The organism is Martelella radicis (genome assembly GCF_014196625.1).
Lineage (GTDB): Bacteria > Pseudomonadota > Alphaproteobacteria > Rhizobiales > Rhizobiaceae > Martelella > Martelella radicis.
Genome location: NZ_JACIDZ010000002.1, coordinates 292,314 through 313,677, shown reverse-complemented (window position 1 = coordinate 313,677; position 21,364 = coordinate 292,314). Strand labels below are relative to the sequence as shown.

General features: G+C 63.9%; 19 protein-coding genes. 5 read left to right on the top strand and 14 right to left on the bottom strand.

Annotated features, from left to right (window positions below):
- Positions 1 to 52 precede the first annotated feature (52 nt).
- Entirely contained in the window at positions 53 to 760 is a 708-nt protein-coding gene (locus GGR30_RS05000) for a hemerythrin domain-containing protein (protein WP_183483168.1), read from the bottom strand.
- Between the two features lie 177 nt (positions 761 to 937).
- Here GGR30_RS05000 and GGR30_RS04995 point away from each other — a divergent pair, with 177 nt between their 5' ends.
- The gene (locus tag GGR30_RS04995; protein WP_183483166.1) at positions 938 to 1,414 is read left to right on the top strand and encodes a hypothetical protein; all 477 of its coding nucleotides are present in this window, start codon (positions 938 to 940) and stop codon (positions 1,412 to 1,414) included.
- Positions 1,411 to 2,745, top strand: a complete 1,335-nt coding sequence (locus GGR30_RS04990; protein ID WP_183483164.1) for a GAF domain-containing protein — start codon at positions 1,411 to 1,413, stop codon at positions 2,743 to 2,745. Before GGR30_RS04995 ends, GGR30_RS04990 begins: the two co-directional genes overlap by 4 nt.
- A 1-nt stretch (position 2,746) precedes the next feature.
- Here GGR30_RS04990 and GGR30_RS04985 read toward each other — a convergent pair whose 3' ends face one another.
- Genes GGR30_RS04985 through GGR30_RS04970 form a run of 4 tightly spaced genes read right to left on the bottom strand, consistent with a single transcriptional unit; the run spans position 2,747 to position 6,608 of the window.
- Complete coding sequence (locus tag GGR30_RS04985; RefSeq protein ID WP_183483162.1) at positions 2,747 to 4,237, bottom strand: tripartite tricarboxylate transporter permease; 1,491 nt, start codon at positions 4,235 to 4,237, stop codon at positions 2,747 to 2,749.
- A 3-nt stretch (positions 4,238 to 4,240) separates the two neighbouring features.
- Positions 4,241 to 4,684, bottom strand: a complete 444-nt coding sequence (locus tag GGR30_RS04980) for a tripartite tricarboxylate transporter TctB family protein (RefSeq protein ID WP_183483160.1) — start codon at positions 4,682 to 4,684, stop codon at positions 4,241 to 4,243.
- On the bottom strand, positions 4,678 to 5,646 hold the full coding sequence (locus tag GGR30_RS04975) for a BMP family protein (protein ID WP_183483158.1): 969 nt from the start codon (positions 5,644 to 5,646) through the stop codon (positions 4,678 to 4,680). Before GGR30_RS04975 ends, GGR30_RS04980 begins: the two co-directional genes overlap by 7 nt.
- Positions 5,643 to 6,608 (bottom strand): Bug family tripartite tricarboxylate transporter substrate binding protein, encoded by a 966-nt coding sequence (locus GGR30_RS04970; RefSeq protein ID WP_183483156.1) that lies wholly within the window; start codon positions 6,606 to 6,608, stop codon positions 5,643 to 5,645. Before GGR30_RS04970 ends, GGR30_RS04975 begins: the two co-directional genes overlap by 4 nt.
- Before the next feature lie 284 nt (positions 6,609 to 6,892).
- On the opposite strand from GGR30_RS04970, the gene GGR30_RS04965 reads away from it, so the two are divergent.
- A complete protein-coding gene (locus GGR30_RS04965; protein ID WP_183483154.1) occupies positions 6,893 to 7,756 on the top strand; it encodes a MurR/RpiR family transcriptional regulator in 864 nt (287 codons plus the stop codon).
- Between the two features lie 7 nt (positions 7,757 to 7,763).
- Here GGR30_RS04965 and GGR30_RS04960 read toward each other — a convergent pair whose 3' ends face one another.
- From GGR30_RS04960 to GGR30_RS04920, 9 genes are all read right to left on the bottom strand, one after another.
- Positions 7,764 to 8,969 carry an efflux RND transporter periplasmic adaptor subunit gene (locus GGR30_RS04960; RefSeq protein WP_183483152.1) on the bottom strand — a complete coding sequence of 402 codons (1,206 nt, stop codon included), beginning with the start codon at positions 8,967 to 8,969 and terminating at the stop codon, positions 7,764 to 7,766.
- A 4-nt stretch (positions 8,970 to 8,973) separates the two neighbouring features.
- Positions 8,974 to 11,337 carry an ABC transporter permease gene (locus tag GGR30_RS04955; protein ID WP_183483150.1) on the bottom strand — a complete coding sequence of 788 codons (2,364 nt, stop codon included), beginning with the start codon at positions 11,335 to 11,337 and terminating at the stop codon, positions 8,974 to 8,976.
- Positions 11,331 to 12,074, bottom strand: a complete 744-nt coding sequence (locus GGR30_RS04950; RefSeq protein WP_183483148.1) for an ABC transporter ATP-binding protein — start codon at positions 12,072 to 12,074, stop codon at positions 11,331 to 11,333. Before GGR30_RS04950 ends, GGR30_RS04955 begins: the two co-directional genes overlap by 7 nt.
- A 185-nt stretch (positions 12,075 to 12,259) precedes the next feature.
- On the bottom strand, positions 12,260 to 13,210 hold the full coding sequence (locus GGR30_RS04945) for an ABC transporter substrate-binding protein (protein WP_183483145.1): 951 nt from the start codon (positions 13,208 to 13,210) through the stop codon (positions 12,260 to 12,262).
- Between the two features lie 45 nt (positions 13,211 to 13,255).
- A complete protein-coding gene (locus GGR30_RS04940; protein WP_183483143.1) occupies positions 13,256 to 14,239 on the bottom strand; it encodes an ABC transporter permease subunit in 984 nt (327 codons plus the stop codon).
- Positions 14,240 to 14,272: 33 nt separating this feature from the next.
- Positions 14,273 to 15,802, bottom strand: coding sequence for a sugar ABC transporter ATP-binding protein (locus tag GGR30_RS04935; protein ID WP_183483141.1), 1,530 nt, complete (start codon positions 15,800 to 15,802; stop codon positions 14,273 to 14,275).
- A complete protein-coding gene (locus GGR30_RS04930) occupies positions 15,799 to 16,584 on the bottom strand; it encodes a DeoR/GlpR family DNA-binding transcription regulator (RefSeq protein ID WP_183483139.1) in 786 nt (261 codons plus the stop codon). The genes GGR30_RS04935 and GGR30_RS04930 overlap by 4 nt, the downstream gene beginning before the upstream one ends.
- A gap of 237 nt (positions 16,585 to 16,821) precedes the next feature.
- Entirely contained in the window at positions 16,822 to 17,280 is a 459-nt protein-coding gene (locus GGR30_RS04925; RefSeq protein WP_183483136.1) for a host attachment family protein, read from the bottom strand.
- A gap of 100 nt (positions 17,281 to 17,380) precedes the next feature.
- Entirely contained in the window at positions 17,381 to 18,562 is a 1,182-nt protein-coding gene (locus tag GGR30_RS04920; protein ID WP_183483134.1) for a LysR family transcriptional regulator, read from the bottom strand.
- Between the two features lie 135 nt (positions 18,563 to 18,697).
- Between GGR30_RS04920 and GGR30_RS04915 the strand changes: the two genes are divergently transcribed.
- Together GGR30_RS04915 and osmF are read left to right on the top strand one after the other, a co-directional pair.
- Positions 18,698 to 20,248, top strand: coding sequence for an aromatic amino acid ammonia-lyase (locus GGR30_RS04915; protein WP_183483132.1), 1,551 nt, complete (start codon positions 18,698 to 18,700; stop codon positions 20,246 to 20,248).
- Between the two features lie 67 nt (positions 20,249 to 20,315).
- The gene (gene osmF, locus GGR30_RS04910; RefSeq protein WP_183483130.1) at positions 20,316 to 21,233 is read left to right on the top strand and encodes a glycine betaine ABC transporter substrate-binding protein OsmF; all 918 of its coding nucleotides are present in this window, start codon (positions 20,316 to 20,318) and stop codon (positions 21,231 to 21,233) included.
- The last annotated feature ends 131 nt before the right edge of the window (positions 21,234 to 21,364 follow it).

Below are 21,364 nucleotides of genomic sequence, written 5' to 3'. Positions count from 1 at the left end.
CGGCGGGGACATTGCGCGCAGCACGGCGCCTTTGATGGATTGGCTCCGGCGCTCATGCGGCGAGGCCGATGTCGCCGGCGAGTGCTTCAAACTCGGCCTCGCTCAGGACCGGGCGGATGGCGAATTCGATCACCGCGTCGAAGACCGGACGCGGCATCGCCTGGAACATGCCGCCGACCATGCCGCTGCGTTCGGCAGGCGACATGGCCGGCACCATGACGCGGGTGAAGGCCATGTTCTTTTCAGGCGGCATGGATCCGACGATCTTCATCTCCATGGCGTGGAGTTCGTCATCGGAAAAATGCTGCCACAGAAGCGGCATCACCACCGTCTCCTCCTCGTGCATATGGGCGAAGTCGTCGGCGATATAGGCGGCGAAGGCGAGGTAGAGGGCGCGGCCGGCCGCAATCCGCGCCGGACCTTCGGCCGCCTCGACGGTGGACGCCATCGCTTCCAGCGCGTCAAAGGCGGCGCGGTGTTCGTCATGCTGTTCGTCGACCAGGCCGGTCGAGAGCGAAAGCGCGTTGAGGGCGGCGTGGATCACGCTGTCCTCGTGCACCACGTGGGAGGCCGCCATCGACAGCAGGTGGCGGAACTCGGCAAGCATCCGCTCGCAGGTTTCGGGATTTCCAAAGTCGGCGGATCCGAGCGCGGCGAGCAGATTGCACTGGGAGCGGCGAAGCCCCTTGTGAACGGGGCCGTAAAGATCGTAGCGGCCGGCAAGGGCGGGCACGCGGGTCATGTCTTCGATATGGGTCATGGTCATCTCCTTCTGGAAAGCTGGACCGGGACAAAGGCGTCCCGGGCTCGGGAGATGCGGATAGACCCATGCGTGGCGCGGTGCTTCCTAAATGCTTGCTAAGCGGCTTGCTGAAATCCTAAAATTTCACTATCGGTTTAGCCTGGCGCATTTTTCGGGGCATTCGGGGCAGGCGTCATGCTGGACGGGGATGTCGGCAGTTTCATCGGCGGCTATGTGATGATGATCGCGGCAACGCGCGACGAACGGCTGCGGCCGCATGTCGGGCGCGGCTGCGGCGCGCGCTTCGACAAGGCGGCGGGTGATGTCGTGTTTTACGCATCCTCGACCCAGTGGCCGGATTTTGCCCGTTGCGCCGTCAAGGGCGCGCCGATCGCCGCGACCTTCGTCGATCCGGAGACCTATCGGGCCTACCAGATCAAGGGCCGCATCAATGCGGTCCGGCCTTCCGACCCGTCCGAATGCGCAAAGGCCCGCCGCTATATCGAGGAAATGCTGGTGATCATGGCCGAACTCGGCGTCAGCCGGTTGCAGCTTTCCAGCGTCTTTGCCGATGACAGCCTGATCACCATCCGCTTCTGGCCCGCCGATCTGTTTCTGCAGACGCCGGGGCCCGGCGCGGGGCAACCCATCGAAGCGGGCGCCGGACGATGATCGCGCTGGAGACCATTCGCGATGCATTTGAAGGTATCATGCCGTCGGTGATCGCAACGACCGATGCCAGCGGCACGCCGAACCTCTCCTATCTCTCCCATGTCTACTATGTCGACGCCGGTCACGTGGCCCTGTCGAACCAGTTCTTTTCCAAGACAGCCGCCAATGTGCGCGCCAACGGCCGCGCGAACCTCATCGTCATTGACGGGCGAACCGGGCTTCAACACCGGCTCGATCTCTTTTTCGATCGATCGGAGGCGGCAGGCACCGTGTTCGAGCGGGTCTCCGCCCATCTCGATGTGATGGCGGCGCTGCAGGGAAAGTCCGGCATGCTGAAGCTGAAGGCCGTCGATATCTATCGCGTTCTCGACTGCGTGCGCATCGATCCGGTCGCTCCGCTCGACACGCCCGATCCGGACATTCCCCCGCCCGAGGACCACCTGCCGCATCTCGCCGCCGTGGTCAGCGCGATCGATGCGGCCGAGGATACCGAAACCATGCTCGACCGCGCCCTTGAGATGCTCGACAGGCGCTTCGGCTTCCGCCACACCATGCTGATGATCGCCGACGGCGACCGGCTGACGACGCTTGCCAGCCGGGGCTATCCGCATTACGGCATCGGCGCCGAAATCGCGTTCGGCGACGGCATTATCGGCATCGCCGCGGAGCGTCGCCGCACCATCCGCATCAGCGACATGCGGCGCGGCCAGCGCTATGTTTCCGCCGTCGCCGCCGCGATCGGGCGCGAACACGAGGACATTCCCCTGCCGCTGCTTGAGGAGCCGCAGACGCAGATGGCGGTGCCGCTTCTCTTCCGCTCGCGCCTGATCGGCGTGTTGTTCTCCGAGTCGGAAACGAGCTTTTCGTTCTCTCACGCCGACGAGACCGCGCTGGAAATCATCGCCGGCCATATCGCGGCGGGCCTGGTGCTCGCCGAACTCACGAGCCCGGAGAACGAGGCGGGCACGGCCGCGCCGGCCGATGCGACGAGCGGCGAGGGCCCGGATTTCCGGGTGACCTATGTGCAGCGCGACGGCAGCGTTTTCATCGACAATGACTATGTCATTCGCGGCGTGCCGGGCCGGCTGCTGCATTGCTTTCTGAAGACCCGCGCCGAGACCGGGCGCAGCGAATTCTCAAATCGCGAGATCCGCCGGGACCGGACGATCCTGCTGCCGGAATACAAGGACAATCTCGAGGCCCGGTTGATCCTGCTGCGCCGCAGGCTTGAAGAGCGCGGCGGCCCGGTGCGCATCGAACGGCCAGCGCGCGGCATCATCCGCCTGATCGTCGATGGCCATTACGCGATTGAGAGGGTCGAGGAGACCTGAGTCAGGACCATTTCGCGGCCAGCCGTTTCAGCCCCGGCATGGCCGTCAGCACCAGAAGCAGAAGAGAGATCGCGATCATCGCCGCCGCGCCCGGATGCTCGACAAAGGTCATCGGGTCGCCGCGCGAGAGCAGCATGGCCCGGCGCAGATATTCCTCCATCATCGGCCCGAGGATGAAGCCGATCAGGAGCGGCGCGGGTTCGTAGCGGTAGAGCCTCAGCACATAGCCGAGCACGCCGAAGCCGAGCATGGCCCAGACATCGAAGAGGGAATGATCGAGGCTGTAGACGCCGATCGAGATCAGCACGACGATGGTGGGATAGAGGAAGTAATGCGGGATACGCAGCAGCCTCACCCAGATGCCGATCAGCGGGATGTTGAGCACCAGCAGGAAGAGATTGCCGAAGAGGAAGGAGACGATCAAGCCCCAGAACAGCTGGGGGTGTTCGGAAATCAGGCGCGGGCCGGGGGTGACGCCGTGGATCATCAGCGCGCCGATCATCAGCGCCATGGTGGTGGAGCCGGGAATGCCGAGCGTCAGTGTCGGGATGAAGGCGGTCTGCGCGGCGGCATTATTGGCCGATTCCGGCACCACCACGCCCTCGATCGCGCCCTTGCCGAAATTGGCGCGATTGGGCGAGACGCGCTTTTCGATCGCATAGCCGATCGAGGAGGCGACCGTTTGACCCGTCCCCGGCAAGGTGCCGAAGAAGCTGCCGATGACGCTGCCGCGAATGGCGGGTCCGAGCGAGCGCAGCCATTCGCCGCGCTTGGGCAGGAAGCGCTGCCAGGAGACTTTCTCCGTGGCATAGGAGGCGGATGCCCCGCGCGCCGAATACATCGCCTCCGACACGCCGAAAAGGCCCATGGCGACGACGACGAGATTGATGCCGTCGCGCAGGTCCTGGACGCCGCCGGTAAAGCGGGTGGCACCGCTGTTGACGTCAACGCCGATCGTGCCGAGCAGCACGCCGAGCGTCACCATCATCACGCCGCGCAACGTGCCGGAGCTCGAGACCACGGAGGCCGCGACAAGGCCGAGCAGCATCACCGCAAAATAATCGGCCGGTTCCAGCAGCAGCGCGAAATCCGCGAGCACCGGCGCAAGCGCGGCGATCACCAGAATGCCGAAAATGCCGCCGAAGAAGGAGGCGAGCGCGGTCATCAGCAGCGCCACGCCGGCGCGGCCCTCGCGGGCCATCGGATAGCCGTCGAGGCAGGTGATCGAGGAGGAGGGCGTTCCCGGAATATTGAGCAGGATCGAGGCGATCGAGCCGCCATATTCCGCGCCGTAATAGACGCCTGCCAGCATCACCAGCGCGGTTTCCGGCGGCAGGTAGAAGGAGACCGGCAGAAGCATGGCAACGGCCGCCAGCGGCCCGAGACCCGGCAGCACGCCGATGAATGTGCCGAGAAACGTGCCGAGGAAACAGTAAAGAAGGTTGGAAACCGTGGTGGCGGTGGCAAAGCCGAGGGCGAGATTGTCGAGCATGGATCAGAACCCCCGGAAGGCTTCGAGCGGCAGGCGGAGGCCGACGATGAAGACCAGCCAGACGCCGAGCACGGCGCCGATGACGAGACCGGCGCGCCGCAGCGGCGAGAGCGCGCCTACGGCATAGCTTGCAATCAGCACGCAGACGCCCGCGCCCGGCAGAACGCCGAAACGCGGCGTCACCAGCGCGAAGCCTGCGACGGCGAGCGCAATCGGGATGACCGTGCGCCAGTCGATCTTCAGATGTTCGGCGCCTGCCTTCATGTCGCCGACAAGGGCGACGGCGGACAGGATGAGAAGGATGCCGCCGGCGATCAGCGGGAAGGCGCCGGGGCCCATGCGCCGGGGCGTGCCGAGATCGAGCGCCGTCAACGAGCCGGCGATGAAGATAAGGGCGATCGCGCCGACGAGAAGCGTGCCCGCCTGGGCCGTAAGCCGTTTCAGCATTGCCCGTTCTCCCTCTCCAGCTCGAACTCGGCGTCATCGAACTTCTCGGCGACGATGATTTCTCCGGAGCGAATGGCTCCTGCCGAAGCGGCGATGCGCGCGGCGACCGCGTCCGGAACATCGGGCCTCAGCGTCAGCGCGGCATAGTCGCCTTCGCCAAGGCCAAGCGCAACCGGGCTTTCGGGAAGCCTGCCGGAGGCCACATCGGCGATGGCGCGCTCGACGCCAAGATCGATCCGCGCCAGCGCCGAGGCAATGAACACATCGGGCGCGAGCGCGGTCCAGTCGAGCGCATTGCCGATCTGCAGCGTGCCGGCGGCACGGCAGGCATCGATTGCGCCCTGCCGGGCACCGTTCAGCATGGTGAAGGTGACATCCGCTCCGGCAGCGATCTGGGCATCGGCCCAGCGGCGGGTGACGACATTGTTGTCCTGCGAGCCGCAGAACGACGTCAGAACCTTGACGGCGGGGTCGGTGTCGCGCACGCCATGGACGAAGGCCGCGCGGCCCTTCAGCCCCGGGCGGACGCGATGGCCGGAAAGATGGCCGACCGTGCCGGTCCTCGTCATTAGGGCAGCGAGGCAGCCGGCAAGATAGGCCGAATGTTCCTGCGCAACATCATAGCTTGCGAGGTTTGGCCCGTGGGCGTGGCCCTGGACGATGGCGAAGGACTTTTCCGGCCAGTCGAGCGCGAGAACCGGCATGACCCGGTCTCCCTGCCCGCCGACGAAAACCAGTCCGTCGAAATCCGGCAGGATGCGGTCAAGGTTTTCGAGGATTTCCGGCGTGTCATAGGTCAGCCCGTCGACAATGCTGACCCGCGCTGTTCCGGCGCGCGTGGCCTGGCGCGCACCGGCAAGACCACTGGCGTTGAAGCCCGCGTCTTCCGCCTCGCCGATGACGACGACGGCAATCTGCGGCAGATTGGATGCCTCCGAGGCGAGCGGGCTGACGCGCATCATTTGTTGGCCTGGTTCACGAGCGGCGCCCATTCGGCAGCGCCTTCAGCGACATAGTCGGTGAATTCATCGCTCGTCATCTTGCCGCCGACAATGCCCCATGTGTCAAACTGTGCGACGACCTCATCGGAGGCAAGCGCCGTGTCGAGAGCCTCCTGAAGCGTTGCGACGATCTCCGGATCGACCCCGGCAGGACCGGAGATGCCGAGCCAGTTTTCCGCAACGATGTCATAGCCAAGCTCGATGAAGGTCGGGGTGTCGGGCAGGGTTTCGAGCCGTTCGGGCGCGGAAACGGCGAGCGGAAGAGCCGTCCCCTCGGCAACCGAAGGCAGGTTCTGCGGCACGGCGTCGAAGATCACCGGAATGACGCCGGCGCGGAAATCAAGCCGCATGGGACCGGAGCCCTTATAGGGAATGTGCGAGAGTTCGACGCCTGCTTCGTTTTCATAGGCAACAGCCACGACATGGCCCCAGGAGCCGACGCCGGAAGAGCCGTAGTCCAGCATGCCGGGTTCGGCCTTGGCCTTTGCGACAAAGGCGGCCATGTCGGGCGTCCCAAGCTCGGGCGAGACGAACATGCCGAGATGGACGGCGCCGATATAGCCGATATGGGTGAAGTCCTCGATCGGATCATAAGGCGTGTCGGGGAAGCTCGTTGGGGCGACATTGAACGGCGTCAGATTGGACAGCATCACCGTGTAGCCGTCATTGTCGGCGTTTTTCAATTCTGTCGCGGCCACGGTGCCGGCAGCGCCCGGCTTGTTTTCGACGACGAATTGCTGGCCGAGTTCCTTGCCGAGATGTTCGGCGAGGAGGCGGGCGACGAGATCGCTGGAGCCGCCGGGCGGAAACGAGACAAGAATGCGCACGGGACGCTCGGGATAGTCGGCGGCCAGGGCGGCGGGCGCGAGGGTCGCGAGGGCAGTAGCGGCGAGGATCAGGGACTTCAGCGGTCGGACCGGCATGTCAGAACTCCAGTTTCTGCTGTCTTGGGTCGGGGCGAATGCATTGACGAAATTCAAGTTCCAGAAAAAGAAACTACAGTTTCATATAGCGTGCAAGCAAAAAATAGGCATATGACAATATTGGTTATAATTTAGGCAAATTGAATTCTCTTTGGGCAAGCGAAACTGAAAGAAGCCCGCTGGCGCGCCATTTTTTTCCTGCCATTCACAAAGTCCAGGCTGAAATCAGAATTTCGAAAATATGCGACTTGTCTTTTCGGGTCGGCCGCCCTTAATGGGAAAATATGAAATCAGAATTTCAAAGCCCGGCCGACGATGCCCCCTTCCTGACCCGCGTGCAGCGGGTTTTGCCGCAATTGAGCCCGGCGGAGCGCAAGCTTGGCGAATTTCTGCTGGATTTTCCCGGCGAGCTTGGCAGCTATGACGCGCAGGAACTGGCGCGGCTCTGCGATGTCTCCAAGGCAACCGTTTCGCGTTTCATCCGCCGGCTTGGGTTTTCGAGCTATGACCAGGCGAAGAAGGCGGTGCGCGACGAGCGCCAGACCGGCTCGCGCGCCTTCTTCGCCCATGCGGAGCCGGAGGCCAATGCCGCGGCCCTTGCCCTCGACATGCGCGAGGAGAAGGACAATCTCGACTGGACCTTCGCCAATCTCGACGCGAACGACCTCGACCGGCTTGCTGCCGCCGTGGTCGAAAGCCGCAAGGTGTGGATCGCCGGCCAGCGCATCAGCCAGTCATTCGCCCACTATCTGTACTGGCAGCTCACCAAGATCGTCAGTGACGTGGTGGTGTTTCCGCAAGGCGGCGAAACGCTTGGAGAGCATGTGGCCCGGATCGCGGAAGGCGATCTCGTGATCGCCATTACGCTCAGGCGCCGGATTGCCGGCACAAGGCAATTGCTCGATTCCATTGTCGAATCCGGCGCCAGACTGGCGCTGATCTCCGACGAGGGCATGGCCCGCCATCCCGCCGCGCATTGGCACTTTCACTGCCGCACCCATTCCGAGGGGCCGCAATTCAATCATGCGGCCGTTCTGGCGCTCTGTCACCAGATCGTGGTGCGTGCCACGCTGAAGGCCGGCCGCGCGGGCCGCGAACGGCTGCGGCGGGTCGATGACGTCAACGAGAAACTGATGCAGTACGAGTAAGCGCTTCTTACGGAGCCTCGACGCGCCTGAGCGTGATCGGGGAGCCGTCCGAGATCGTGTCGCTTGGGTGCAGCACCACCTGGTCGCCGACTTCAAGCCCGCTCGTCACCTCGGCGACCTCATCATTCATCCGCCCGATCTCCACGGTGTTGATCACGGCCCTGTCGCCGTCGATCACGAAGGCCTGCCAGTCGTTTCCTGAGCGGAACAGCGCGGCAATCGGCACCTGCTTGACATCGTCCGCCTGCCAGATCACCAGACGGGCATAGACGCGAAAAGCGTTGCCGAGCCCTTCCGGGATGCTTTCGAAATCCAGGATCGCATCGACCCGCTGTTCGGAAATGCCGAGCGCGGAGACCTTTTCATAGGCCGCCGGCTCAACCCGGCGCACCGTCGCTGCGACCGGATCCCCGCCCCAATCGACGATTTCGGCCGTTGTTCCCGCATGGATGTGGACCGCGTCGGTCGAGAGCAGATCGACGACCGCCTCCAGATTATGAGGATCGCCGATATCGGCAATCTTGGCGCCGATGGCGACCGGCTGGGCGCTGCGGGCGTAGATGTCGAGGATGACGCCGTCGGCGGGCGCGGTGAGGTCGATGCAGCAATCCTCTTCTTCCGCCAGAAGCGCCGCGCGCGGTTCCGAGAGGCGCGCCTCCGCGGCCTTGAGCTCGGCCTTGCGCAGCGAAACGGTGGCCTCCGCCGCATTGAGCTGTGCCTTTGCGACTTCGACAGCGGTGACGGCCTGCTGCAACTCCATCTCTGAGATCGTGTCGCGCTGGCTGAGATTGCGGTAGCGCCTGAGCTGGTCTTCGGCCTGTTCGAGACTGGCAGAGGCTTTCAGCCGCTCGGCTTCCGCGATCGCGACCGCCACCTTTGCCGCGTCCTGTGCGGCGCGCAATTCGTCGCGCGTGCGCGGATCGAGAAGGGCTGACTGGGATGGCAGGATGCGGGCAACGACGCTTGTCCCCGCCTTCACCGCATCGCCCTCGTCAAAGCGGGTGCGCAGCATCTGCCCGGCAATCGGCGTGTGGATGGTGTAGATGTCCTTCACCCGCGTCTTGCCCTCCTGCAGGATGGAGACTTCCATCGGCCCGGACGCGATCGTCGTCACGTCGACGGCCACCGGCTTTTCGCGCATGGCGAGATAGAATCCGCCGATCACGGCGAGCACCACGATGGCGAGAAGGCCTCTCCTGATCCACTTTCCCATTGGGTTACTCCCTCGTTTTCAGCACTTCGACGAGATCGAACCGGTCGATCCGCCGGCGCACGACCAGCGCGGACAAAAGGCCGGCGATGACGACCACCAGCGACGCGCGCGCATAGCTGTCGAGATCGACGACGAACGGAATGGTGAAAAGGTCGCTCGAGAACCCCGAAATCACCAGCTTGGCGAAGAAATAGCCGAGATACCAGCCGATCGGCTGGGCGAGCGTGATCAGCGCCGCGATTTCCACCAGCAGCACCTGCGAGACCTCCGCGCGGGAGAACCCAAGCACCCTGAGGCTTGCCAGTTCACGGCCGCGTTCGGACAGAAGGATGCGCGCTGAATTGTAGACGACGCCGAAGGTGATGACGGCGGCGAGCGAGATATAGATGGTCGACATGATGTCGATGTTCTCCCGCATGGTCTTGCGGAAATTCTCCAGCGACAGCCGGTTGAGCGCCACGCCGGCAATCCGCGGCGTGTCCTTCACCGCGCCGTAGAACGATGCAAGCCGGGTTTCATCGACGGCGATGTTGGCGCCCGAAACGCGGTCACCGTCTCCGATCATGTGGTCGAGGGCCTTGCCGTCCATGTAGACGGCAAGGCCAAGGAAACTCTGGACCACCGAAGTGACCGGCACGCGCACCAGACGATGGTTGCGGGTCACGAGCTCGACCTCCGCCATGTCGCCCGTGGCAAGACCGAGCGTTTCGGCCACCCGCTCGCTGATCATCAGCCCCTCGGGCGGGATCGAGAGCTGCACGGCGTCGGCATCGACAACGCGCGAAAGATCGTCCAGATCCGAGGCGCTGCTGATCGACAGATGTTTCTCCCGATAGCCGTTACGCAGGATCACCGGTTCGGCGCGAAATCCTTCCGCGCGCATTACCCCGGGCAGGCGGGTGAGCGAGACAAGCGCCTCCGGCGCCAGCGCATCGGTGAAGCTGACTGTTGCATCCTGGCGTTGGGTATCAAAGAAGATCGCCCGGATCATTGCATCCATCGAATTGGAGGTGGACCAGCCGACCGTCAGAAGCGCCACCGGCATGGCGATGCCGATCACGGTCATGGTGGCGCGCAGGGGAAAGCGGGTAATGTTGCGCAGCGCCATCACCGTCAGTTCGGAGAGAAGGCGCGGCAGGCGAAAGCCGAGGGAAAGCTGGCGATAGCGCACCGGTTCGGGCGGGCGCATGGCAACGGCGGCCGGCAGGCTCGCGGCGCTGTAGATCACGCGTGCCGCGCCGATCAGCGCGGCGGCCGCGGCAACGCTTCCCGCGAGCAGATAGACATCCGGGCTCCAGGCGAACACCAGGAAGGGAAAGGTGTAGAAGCGCACGTAGAGCCTGGTCATCGCCACGCCCCACCAACTGCCGAGCGCGAAGCCGATGGCCGTGCCGATGACGACGATCACCAGAGTGAGCTTGATATAGTGCGCGGCGATTGCGCCGCTTGAAAAACCGAGTGCCTTCAACAGGCCGATCTGCTCGCGCTCCAGCGCGATCATACGCGACAGGACCATGTTGACGAGGAAGGCGGCAACGCCGAGGAAGATCGGCGGCAAGACCCCCGCCATGGCCTTCAGCTGTGTCAGTTCGCTATCGACGAAGGCGTTCGAAATCTGCCTGTCGCGGCCATAGGCGCCGACGCCGCCATAGGGGGAAAGCAGGTGGTCGAGGCGTTCGATCACCGCGTCCTCATTGGCATTGCGTCCAAGCTTCAGCGCCACGTCGTTGAACGCGCCGTCCATGTCGAAAATGCCGTCGAGCACGCTTTCCGGCATGTAGAGAATGCCGTAGCGCGAATTGTCCGGCACCATGTCGCCGGGGCCGATGGCATAGACATATTCGGGCGAGAGCACGATTGCAGTGATCGTCAGCCGGCGCTTCTTGCCGTCCATCAGCGCCTCGAAATGGTCGCCCGACTGAAAGCCATGCGCCTTGGCAAAGTTCTCCGACACAGCGACTTCGCCCACACGGTTCGGGTCGGGCAGCCGGCCGGCGCGGATATAGGCGCGGTTCAACAGCGGCTCGCCGCTGTCGGGCGTCGAAATCACCGTGGCGGCGGCGGGCGCCTCCATGCCGACAATGTCGAGAATGGCCGGTTTGACCACCCGGAAATCGGCGCGCAGAACCCCGTCGATCGTGCGGATCTCGTCGGCCAGCCGGTCGGGCGCGCGGGTGACGCTGGCGAACACGTCGGCAAAGCCGTAGCGGTCGTAGAAGGTGTCGCGGGTCTCGATCAGCGAGCGGTAGACGCCGACCGCCATGATCAGCACCGCCACGCCGCAGGCCAGCACCAGCGCCACCGCCAGAAGCTGCGCCCAGAGACGCCGCACGTCGCGCAGAAGCTTGCGGTCGAGGATCGCTACCATTGGATCTCCGCCGGGTTCAGGCGCTCCTGGTTGATCTCCGTGCCCTCGATCTTGCCGTCGCGGAAGGTGATGACACGGTGGGCGATCCTGCGGATATCGGCATTGTGGGTGATGATGGCGACGGTGGCGCCGAGCTCCTCATTGATGCGGCAGAGCACCTCGAGCACGAGAATGCCGGTCTTCGAATCGAGCGCGCCGGTCGGCTCGTCGCAGAAGAGCACCTCCGGCCGCTTGGCGATCGCGCGGGCAATGGCGACGCGCTGCTGCTCGCCGCCCGACATCTGGGCCGGAAAATGGTCCATCCGCTGTTTCAGCCCGACCATTTCCAGCGCCTCTTCCGGCGGCATCGGGTTTTTCGAGATCGCCCCGACCAGCGCCACGTTCTCGCGCGCCGTCAGGCTCGGGATCAGATTGTAGAACTGGAAGACGAAGCCGACATGGGCGCGGCGATAGCGCGTCAGCTTCCATTCCGGATAGTCGGAAATCATTTCATCGCGGAACCGGACCGTACCGGACGATGCCCGGTCGAGCCCGCCGACAATGTTGAGAAGCGTCGATTTGCCGCTGCCGGACGGCCCGAGCAGCACCACCATCTCGCCGGCGAAGAGATCGAGGTCGACGCCGGCGAGCGCTTTGACCTCGACTTCGCCGCTTGTATAGACCTTCGATATGCCGCGCGCGGAAAAGATCGGCGCACGTTCTCTGTCGTCGTTCCTGACTGCTTCCTGGCCCTGCATGGTCTCTCCCGCAGTGCGGCCCCCGCCGGCTTTTTGCACGCGGCGACTTTACCGGCAAACCGGCCGAAGTCCAGTGTAGGGCAGGGCGAAATCTCCACCTTGACGCGCATCAAGGGATGGGCGGGCACCGAAAAGGCGCGACGGGAAACCGCCGCGCCTTGCTCATTGTTCAAGATCGCTTCCGATCAGTCGCGAACAGCCGTCCAGCCCTGATACTCATCGATATTGTCCGCCGTGATCAGTTCCGGCTCGAGCAGCACGGTGGTCTCCTCGATTTCCTCGCCCTGATAGAACTTGTAGCCAAGCTCAAGCGCCTCGCCGGCCATGACGTAAGGGTCCTGGGACGCGGATGCCTTCAGCAGCGAGTTCGGATCCTTCAGCGACTTTTCCGTATCCGGAGCGCCGTCGACACCGGTGATGATGATGTCGGTGCGGCCGAGCTGTTTGGCGGCAAGCTGGGCGCCGAGCGCCATCGGGTCGTTGGCGCCGAAGACCGCGTCGAGATCGGAGAAGCGGGTCAGCAGACCCTGCATCACGTTCATGCCGCCCTCGCGCGCGGCCAGGCCGTTCTGGTCGTTGGAAACGACATTGATGCCGTCATTGGCCTCGAACACTTCCATGCAGCCGTCGAAACGGTCGTTGAGCGAGGAGGAGGACGGGCCCTTGATGATGGCGACATTGCCTTCGCCGTTCAGGGCGTCGACGATGTACTGGCAGGCCTTCTGGCCGGCGGCGATATTGTCGGTCATCACCGTCACGTCGGCGCCCGGCGCGGAAACGTCGAAGGCGGCAATGGTGATGCCGGCATTCTTGGCGCGGTTGACGGCAGGCGCGATCGCCGTGTCGTCAACGGCGTTCAGCATGATGATGTCGACGCCCTTGGCGATGAAGTTGTCGATCTGGCTGACCTGTTTGTTGAGGTCGTAATCGGCAGAGACCGATGTGATCTCGACATCGGGATTGATGTCGCGGGCGCGGTCTTCGATACCCTTGATCGTGGCGACGAAGAACGGGTTGCCGAGCAGGCCGACGGAAATGCCGATACTGTTCAGTTCCTTGTCCTGCGCCTGCGCGCCGGTCGCCGTCATGGCGATAGCGGCTGCCGCGCCAAGAAGAAGTTTCTTCGAAATATGCATGGTTGCTCCTCCGCGTTTTTGCGTTTCATGCGTGAATGAAGGGCTTTACGTCCTGTCGGAACCCTTGCCGCGGAAGCGGTCGAGGGTTACGGCAGCGATAATGACAAGGCCCTTGATGATGAACTGCCAGATGTCCGACGTCCCCGTCAGGATCAGGCCGTTCGACAGGACTGCGATGATCAGCGCACCGATCAGCGTGCCCCAGATCGAGCCGACGCCGCCAACGAAACTGGTACCGCCCAGAATGACGGCGGCGATTGCGTCGAGCTCATAGGATTGTCCGAGTTGCAGGCCGTTGGCCGCATAAAGCCTGGCCGCCGACATGACGCCGCCAAGCCCGGCCATCAGGCCGGAGACGCCGTAGACGAACAAGAGGACGAGCGGCACCTTGATGCCGGTCAGCCGGGCAGCCTCCTGGTTGCCGCCGACGGCATAGATCCAGGTGCCGAGCACCGTGCGGCGCAGCACGAACCAGGAAATCAGGATGACCAGAAGGGCGATGATGGCGAGGATCGGCACGCCGAGGATCGCGCCGTTGCCGATCACCGCGAATGGCAGGTCCGCGTTGAACACGGTCGTGTCATTGCCCATCAGCCGGGCCACGCCGCGCACCGCCGTCAGCGACCCGAGCGTGACGATGAAGGGCGGTAATCGCAGGAAGGCGACCAGCGCGCCATTGGCAAGGCCGAAGACGAGACCGAGCGCCAGCCCCGCCGGTACGCCGATCCAGCCGAGCGCCGGATTGAGCGAGAACATCACCGCCGCCATGGCGGATGCCGCAAGGATGGAGCCGACCGACAGGTCGATGCCGCCGGTCAGGATGACGAAGGTCATGCCCGCGGCCAGCACGATGTTGATCGAGGCCTGCTGCATCACGATCGACAGATTGTTGACGCCCAGAAACTTGCCGGTCAGAAGCTGGAATCCGATCGCCAGCAGGATCAGCACAGGCAACATGCCGAGCGTCTTGATCAGTGTACCAACCTGATAGGACCGGCCGTTTGCCGCCCCCTTCTGCGCTTCACTCATGAATTTCCTCCCTCGGCTCTCAAGCGCCGGTTGTCATGCCGCGGCTTTGGTTCCCGTGGAAAGCCGCATGATTGCTTCCTGTTCGATCGCCGCGCCGTCCGACGATTTCACTTCGCCGGCGATCTCGCCCTCGCGCATCACGATGACGCGGTCGGCGACATTGATGATTTCCGGCAGTTCGCTGGAGATCATCACCACAGCGAGGCCCTGGCGGGCCAGTTCATCGATCAGCCGGTAGATTTCGGATTTCGCGCCGACATCGACGCCGCGGGTCGGCTCGTCGAGAATGATCACCTTGGGCTTCACTTCCAGAAGGCGGCCGAGCAGCACCTTCTGCTGGTTGCCGCCCGACAGCGAGCCGACATTGACGAAGGGTGATGGCGCGCGGATCGACAGTTTCTCGAACTCGGTGCGCGCCCGCTTGCGCGCCGCCTTGAAATTGCGCGTGCCGGCGGGTCCCGAATCCTCGCCCATGACGCAGATGTTGATGTTGTCGGCAATCGTCATGTCGAGGAACAGGCCGAGCTGCTTTCGGTCTTCCGTCAGATAGACGATGCCGGCGTCAAGCGCGGCGCTCGGGCTTTGCGGGGTTACTTCCCGGCCTTCGAGCATCACCGTGCCGGATGTCGCCTTGTCTGCGCCGTAGATCAGCCGGGCAAGTTCGGTGCGGCCGGAGCCGACAAGGCCGGAGACGCCAAGCACCTCGCCGCGCCGGACGGAAAAGGAGCAATCGCGCACCTTGCGGCCGGCGCTCATATTGCGCACCTCGAGGACGGTTTCGGCGCTTTCGTCGCGCTCGACATGCTCCTTCTTGTAGAAGGTCGAGAGCTCGCGACCGACCATCATCGAGATCAGCCGTTCGGCGCTCAGCTCGTCACGGTCAAGCGTGCCGATATACTTGCCGTCGCGCAGCACCGAGCAGCGGTCGGCAAGGCGATAGACCTCCTCCATGCGGTGCGAGATGTAGATGATGGCAATGCCGTCGGCCTTGAGCGCGGCGATCACCTCGAACAGGCGTTCGGTCTCGCGGCTCGACAGCGACGTCGTCGGCTCGTCCATGACGATGATCCGGGCATTGGTGGACATGGCGCGGGCGATCTCGACAAGCTGGCGCTCCCCGAGCGAAAGGCTGCCGACCACTGTCGAGGGCGAGAAGTCGACGCCGAGACGCTTCAGCAGCGGCGCGGTGCGCGAACGCATCTCCGCGCGGTTGACGATGCCGGAGCGCGCGCGCTCATTGCCGAGGAACACGTTTTCGGCGACCGTCAGATTGGGCGCGAGCGACAGCTCCTGGTAGATCACGGCAACGCCCATGGCCTTGGCCGCCTTCGGGTTGCCTTCCGGTACAGACTTGCCGCCGACCAGGATGGTGCCGCCCTTGTCCGGCGTATAGGCGCCGGAGAGGATCTTCATCAGGGTCGATTTGCCGGCGCCGTTTTCGCCCATCAGCGCGTGCACCTCGCCGCCATGGGCGGTGATCGCAACATCCTCAAGGGCCTTCACTGACCCGAAGGTCTTTGAAATCCCTTCCATTTCCAGAACCGGGCGTGAGGTCTCTGTCATGCGTCGGTCTCTCCCTTTCGCGCGGCGACGATATAGTCGACGCCTTCCTCCTCGAGCATGCGGGCATCGGCATCGGCAAGCCCGTCATCGGTCACCAGCTTGCGGATCTGCGCAAAGGGCAGGGACAGCGTCGATGTCCGTTCGGCAAATTTTCGGCTGTCGACGAGCACGATGATCTCGTTAGCGAAGGCGGCCATGTCGCGGGTTAGCTGAACCAGCAGCGGGTTTGTCTCCATCAGCCCCTGCCTCTCGATGCCGAGCGCGCCGACGAAGAATTGCGAGGCATAGAAGGCGCGCTCATCGGAAAACCGGTCGTAGACGATGCCGGGCTCGCGATGCAGGTCGCCGCCGCCAATGGTTAGCTGGCATTCGCCGAATTCGGCGAGATAGGCGGCAAGCGGCATGGAATGGGTGAAGACCCTGAGATTGCGCCGGGCAATCGCCATGCCGAAGTGAAAACAGGTCGAGCCGCCATGGATGATGATCGAGGTCCCGTCGCGCACGAGCGTCGAGGCGGCGGCGGCGATCGCGCGCTTCTGCGCCACGGCGATGTCGCGGTTTTCCATGAAGGGAAGAGGGACGGCACGGCGGGCGTGGTGGCCTTTTTCAGCCGCGATGCCGCCATGCACGCGCTGGCCGAAGCCGGCCTTTTCGAGCTTGTCGATATCGCGCCGGACAGTTGCCGCGGACACGCCTGTCGCATCGGTCAGTTCGGTGACCGAGAGAAAGGGGTGCTCAGCAAGCAGGGCCAGGATTTTCTGGTGCCGGTGCAACTCCGCCATTCCGTCCTCCCGTACGGAATCTCGTTTCAGAAAAAATGAACCATTGGATTCAGAAATGCAAGATTTTGTGCGTACTTTTTGCCAGAAAATGTTTTCATGCGATCAAAAGATGATCGATATCAATCATTTCGACCCAGAGCTGGCGTTTTGGCATCTTCGCGGAAGCTTCGGTCGCTGACGGCAGTTGCGCGGGCCGGGCGCGACGAACGCCGCCCCGCGTCAACTACCGATCCGGGCTCAGGCGGCCCGCAATTTGGTCAGGTGCTTCTCGATATCGGCGACCGACTGGTTGGCGAGTTCCTTCTGGATTTCTTCGCGCATTGCCCCGCTTGTCTCGGACTTGAGATGGGGGCGGATTGCACCGATTGCCGCCGGCGGGGCGATCAGGACGTAGTCCTCGATCGTCTTGTCATAGACGAGGGCGTTGAGGCGCTCGGCCACCCGTTTGACAAATTCCTGCTCCGCCTGTTCATGCCAGTCGGTTTCCTCCATGGCGCTGCGACCGCTGCCGACCGAGGAATGGGAGCGGCCGGGCTTGTCGGTGCCTATATCGCGCGAGGGCGCGTCGTCGTGGGCGAAGCGCTCTTCCACCCTGAGATTCAGGATCTCGGCATTGCCGCCATTTTCCAGAAACAGCGCCCGCGAACCGTCGCAGACGACGACCCAGGATTTGTGGGGAACTTTGAACAGGCTCATCATGGACCTCCTCTTGGTTGACGGGGAAGATTTGCCTTAAGCAGAAACCCTCCGGGCAGGCCTGATGTTCCTCAAAAAGGTATCCGAAGCCGCGCCCCCGTCAGTCGATCGCCGGCAAAACCTCCAGGATGCGGCTTGCCTGGCGGGCGGCGGCCGTTGTCGGCGGCCAGACCAGGGAGAGGGTGAGGCTGAAACGATCCGCAAGCGGAATGCTGCCGATCGGGGCGGCCATGGAAAGAAAGGCGGCCTCCGGCAGCACGGCGACAAAGTCGTGCTCGATGACGAGGTTGACGATGATCGGCAGGGAATCGACCTCAACGATGCGCATGGCTGCTCGTTCGGCCTCGCTCAGCTTCTCGGCGAAAAGCGCGTCGGCCTTTTGCCTGAGCCCGCTCTTGAGGCTCGGCACCGCGACCGGGCGGGTCAGAACCAGATTGGCGACGTCCCCGCCGCTAGTTTCGATCAGCCGGCGCGGGCCGACGATGGTAAGGCGCGAGCGCGAGATCGCTCGGCGCTCGAAATTGTCCGGGATCGCCTCGGTGTCCAGCAGCGCCACGTCATAGGTGCCGCCCTGCAGGCCGCGCATCAGTTCATCCGCCGTGGTGGACGAGATGAACAGCGGCGCGCCGGGCCGCTGCTCGAGCCAGCGGGCGGAAAGCCGGGCGAGGGAGCGCGCCGTGTTGCTCTCGTAGCCGAGCGGGATCACCGAGCCCAGGTGGCAGGTGGAGACCGTGCGCCGGAATTGGCGGGCCGCGCTCTTGGTCAGGCGTTTCCACACTTCCTCGAGCGTCTCGGCAAGCGCGAGCACCTGCTGGCCGGCGGGCGTCAGGTCAATGCCCTCGGCGCTTCGGGCAAAGAGCGTCCGGTTCATGTCCGTCTCGAAGGCGGAAATCTGGCGGGAAAGCTGCGGCTGGCCGATGCCGATCTCGCGCGCGGCGCGTCGGATGCTGCCCGAGCGCGCCACCTGCGAGAAGCGGGAGAGCGTGAGGAAGCTCACCGACAGCTTCGCCCTTCGCGCGGCGTCGACAGCCGCAAGCTCCCCAAGGGCACGGGCCGTGCCTGCCGCAAGCGCGATATCCGGCATCAGCCGCCGTCCCTCAAGCGTCAGCGACAGGCGCGATCCGGCCTTCTGCACCAGCGGCGTGGCGAGTTCGTCCTCCATCCGACCGACGGCGGCTGCCATGCTGGCCGGCGGACGATGCAATGCGCGCGCTGCGGGGCGCAGGCCGCCGCATTTCAGCACCTCATGCACGCTTGTGATCGTCAGCGTATCCACGGACATCGCCCCATTCTGTGGTGCTTATATTTTATGCAAAAGAAAGATTGCATAAATCGGGAGCATCTCCCGTTCATCATATGGGATATCCCGCCTTTCGCGATAATCCAATAGGCTTGCCCTCAATCAATGGGGAACGCGATGAGCCCGAAGAACAAGAACATCATGTTTTCAGGACAGCCGCTGGATTTCGACATCCTGTCGCGGATCGGCGCCGGCCTCGCGCTTCCCGCCGTCACGCAGGCCGGGGTCGAGCGTGTCGAGCGCGCGCATCAGGTGGTGAAGGATCGGCTTGCCGACGGGCTCTCGATCTACGGCGCCAATACCGGCGTCGGCGCGATGAAGGACACCGAGTGGACCGCCGAGGCGCTGGAAGATTTCAACCTCGGCCTCGTGCGCGCCCATCATTTCGGAACCGGCGAGCCTTTTCCGGTCGAGATCGTCCGCAACGCGATCGCGATCCGCATCAATACCGCGCTGACCGGCCGGGTCGGCTGCTCCATGGCGCTGGTGGAGGCGTTTCAGGCGCTTCTCGAACAGGATGTCATCCCGGTCGTGCGCCGTACCGGTTCGATCGGTTGCGCCGATATCGGCCTGATGGGTCAGGTCTCGGCAGCGCTCACCGGCGTTGGCGATGCCGTCTATCAGGGCCGCCGCATGCCGGTGACCGAGGCCTTTTCGGCTGCCGGTCTTCAGCCCTTGCGGATGGAGCCGCGCGATGCGCTCGCTTCCTTCTCGCTCAATGCCATCGGCTATGCCTCCGCCGCATCCGCCCTGCACAAGGCCGCCCTTGCCGTGCGCGTGCTTCTGGCAACGGGGCTTGCGACGGCCGGCGCTATGGGGGCCGCGATCGCGCCCTGGCGTTCGGTGGTCGAGGTCGGCACCCATGCGCATGCCGATATCGGCACCTGGCTTTGCCGCGCCTTTGATGACTGGTGCTGGACGTCCGCCAGCCATGTCCAGGATCCATTGTCGATCCGCATGATGCCGCAGGTCTTCGGTACCACGATCGAGAGCCTGACGATTGCCGGCAACACCATATTGGCAGCGACCGGACGTACCGACGACAATCCGGTGGTCATCGGCAATGAAGTGCTGACCTCCGGCGGCTCGCTACCGCTCGATGTGACGATCTACATGCAGGCCGCCCAGATCGCCATGGCCCATGTGGCGCGCAACATCTTCAACCGCTGCGTCATCCTTGCAAACGGGGGACGGCGCGGCCTGCCGGTCAACCTCGTGCCGCACGGTACCGTGGCCACCGGTTTCGGGCCGATCCTGAAGCTCGCGGGCGATCTCTTCATCCGCACCCAGTCGCTGTCCGCGCCGATTTCGGCCCAGTCGCTGGTGGTCGCCGGCGGGATCGAGGACGAGGCCGCCTTCCTGCCGCTCGTGGTTGAACGCTTCGAGCGACAAGTTCGGGCGCTGAGGCGCATGGCAGGCCTCGAGGCGCTTCTGGCGGCGCAGGCCATGGATATTTCCGGCGATGAGCCATGCGGCGTCGCAAATCTGGTCTATGCTATCGTCAGATCGCATTCCGCGCTCTATCTGAAAGACAGGCCGCTTTCGAGCGAGGTCGAGCAGATTGAAGAGGAGCTCGGCTCGGACGCGACAATGACCCGACTGATCGACCAGGCGCCGCTGGCCCTGCTCGATGACTTTTTCGCACTCGCACCGCCTGAGACGGCCTGAGGCCGCAGGCGATCAAGCACGGTTCCCCAGGGACAGACCAAGGGACCGACCAAGAGAGGGACAGATCATGAAACGACTTTTGACTTTGACAGGCGCGCTTGCCATCTCGGCCTTCGCCTTCGCAGGAACCGCTTCGGCCGATCCGGTCGTCGTCTCCTCCAAGATCGACACGGAAGGCGGCGTGCTCGGCAATATCATCATTCAGGCGCTGCAGGCCAATGACATTCCGACGGAAAACAAGATCCAGCTCGGCGGCACACCGATTGTCCGTCAGGCGATCACGCAAGGCCAGATCGACATCTACCCGGAATATACCGGCAATGCCGCCTTCTTCTTCAACAAGACCGACCTGCCGGTCTGGAACAAGCCGGAGGCCGGCTATGAAGAGGCCAAGAAGCTCGATTACGACGCCAACAAGATCGTATGGCTGACGCCGGCGGACGCCAACAACACCTGGGCAATCGCCCTGCGCATGGATGTTGCCGACCCGAACAATCTCTCGACCATGAGCGAGTTCGGCGCCTTCGTCGCCGATGGCGGCACGGTGAAGCTTGCGGCATCCTCCGAATTCGTCACCTCGCCGGCAGCGCTTCCGGCCTTCGAAAAGGCCTATGGCTTCGATCTCACCTCCGGCCAGCTGATCCAGCTTTCCGGCGGCGACACGGCGGCAACGATCGCGGCTGCGGCCAAACAGACCTCGGGCGCCAATGCCGCCATGGTCTACGGTACCGACGGCGGCATCGCGCCGTCCGGCCTGAAGGTGATGACGGACGACAAGGGCGTCCAGCCGGTCTACCTGCCGACCCCGATCATCCGCGAGGTCCGCCTCGAGGAATACCCGCAGATTGCCGATATCCTGAAGCCGATCTTCGAGGGTCTGACGCTTGAAACCCTGCAGGACCTCAACGGCCGCGTCCAGGTCGGCGGTGAACCGGCCGATGCCGTTGCCAAGGACTATCTGACGAAGAACGGGTTCGTGAAGTAAGGCCGAAATCGGCGGCAATGCAGCAAAAACAATCTTCCCCCTTGAGGGGGAGATGCCCCGACAGGGGCTAAGAGGGGTGAATCCTCACCAAAGAGCGCGGCGTATGCGGCTCTTGCCCATACCCCCTCTGT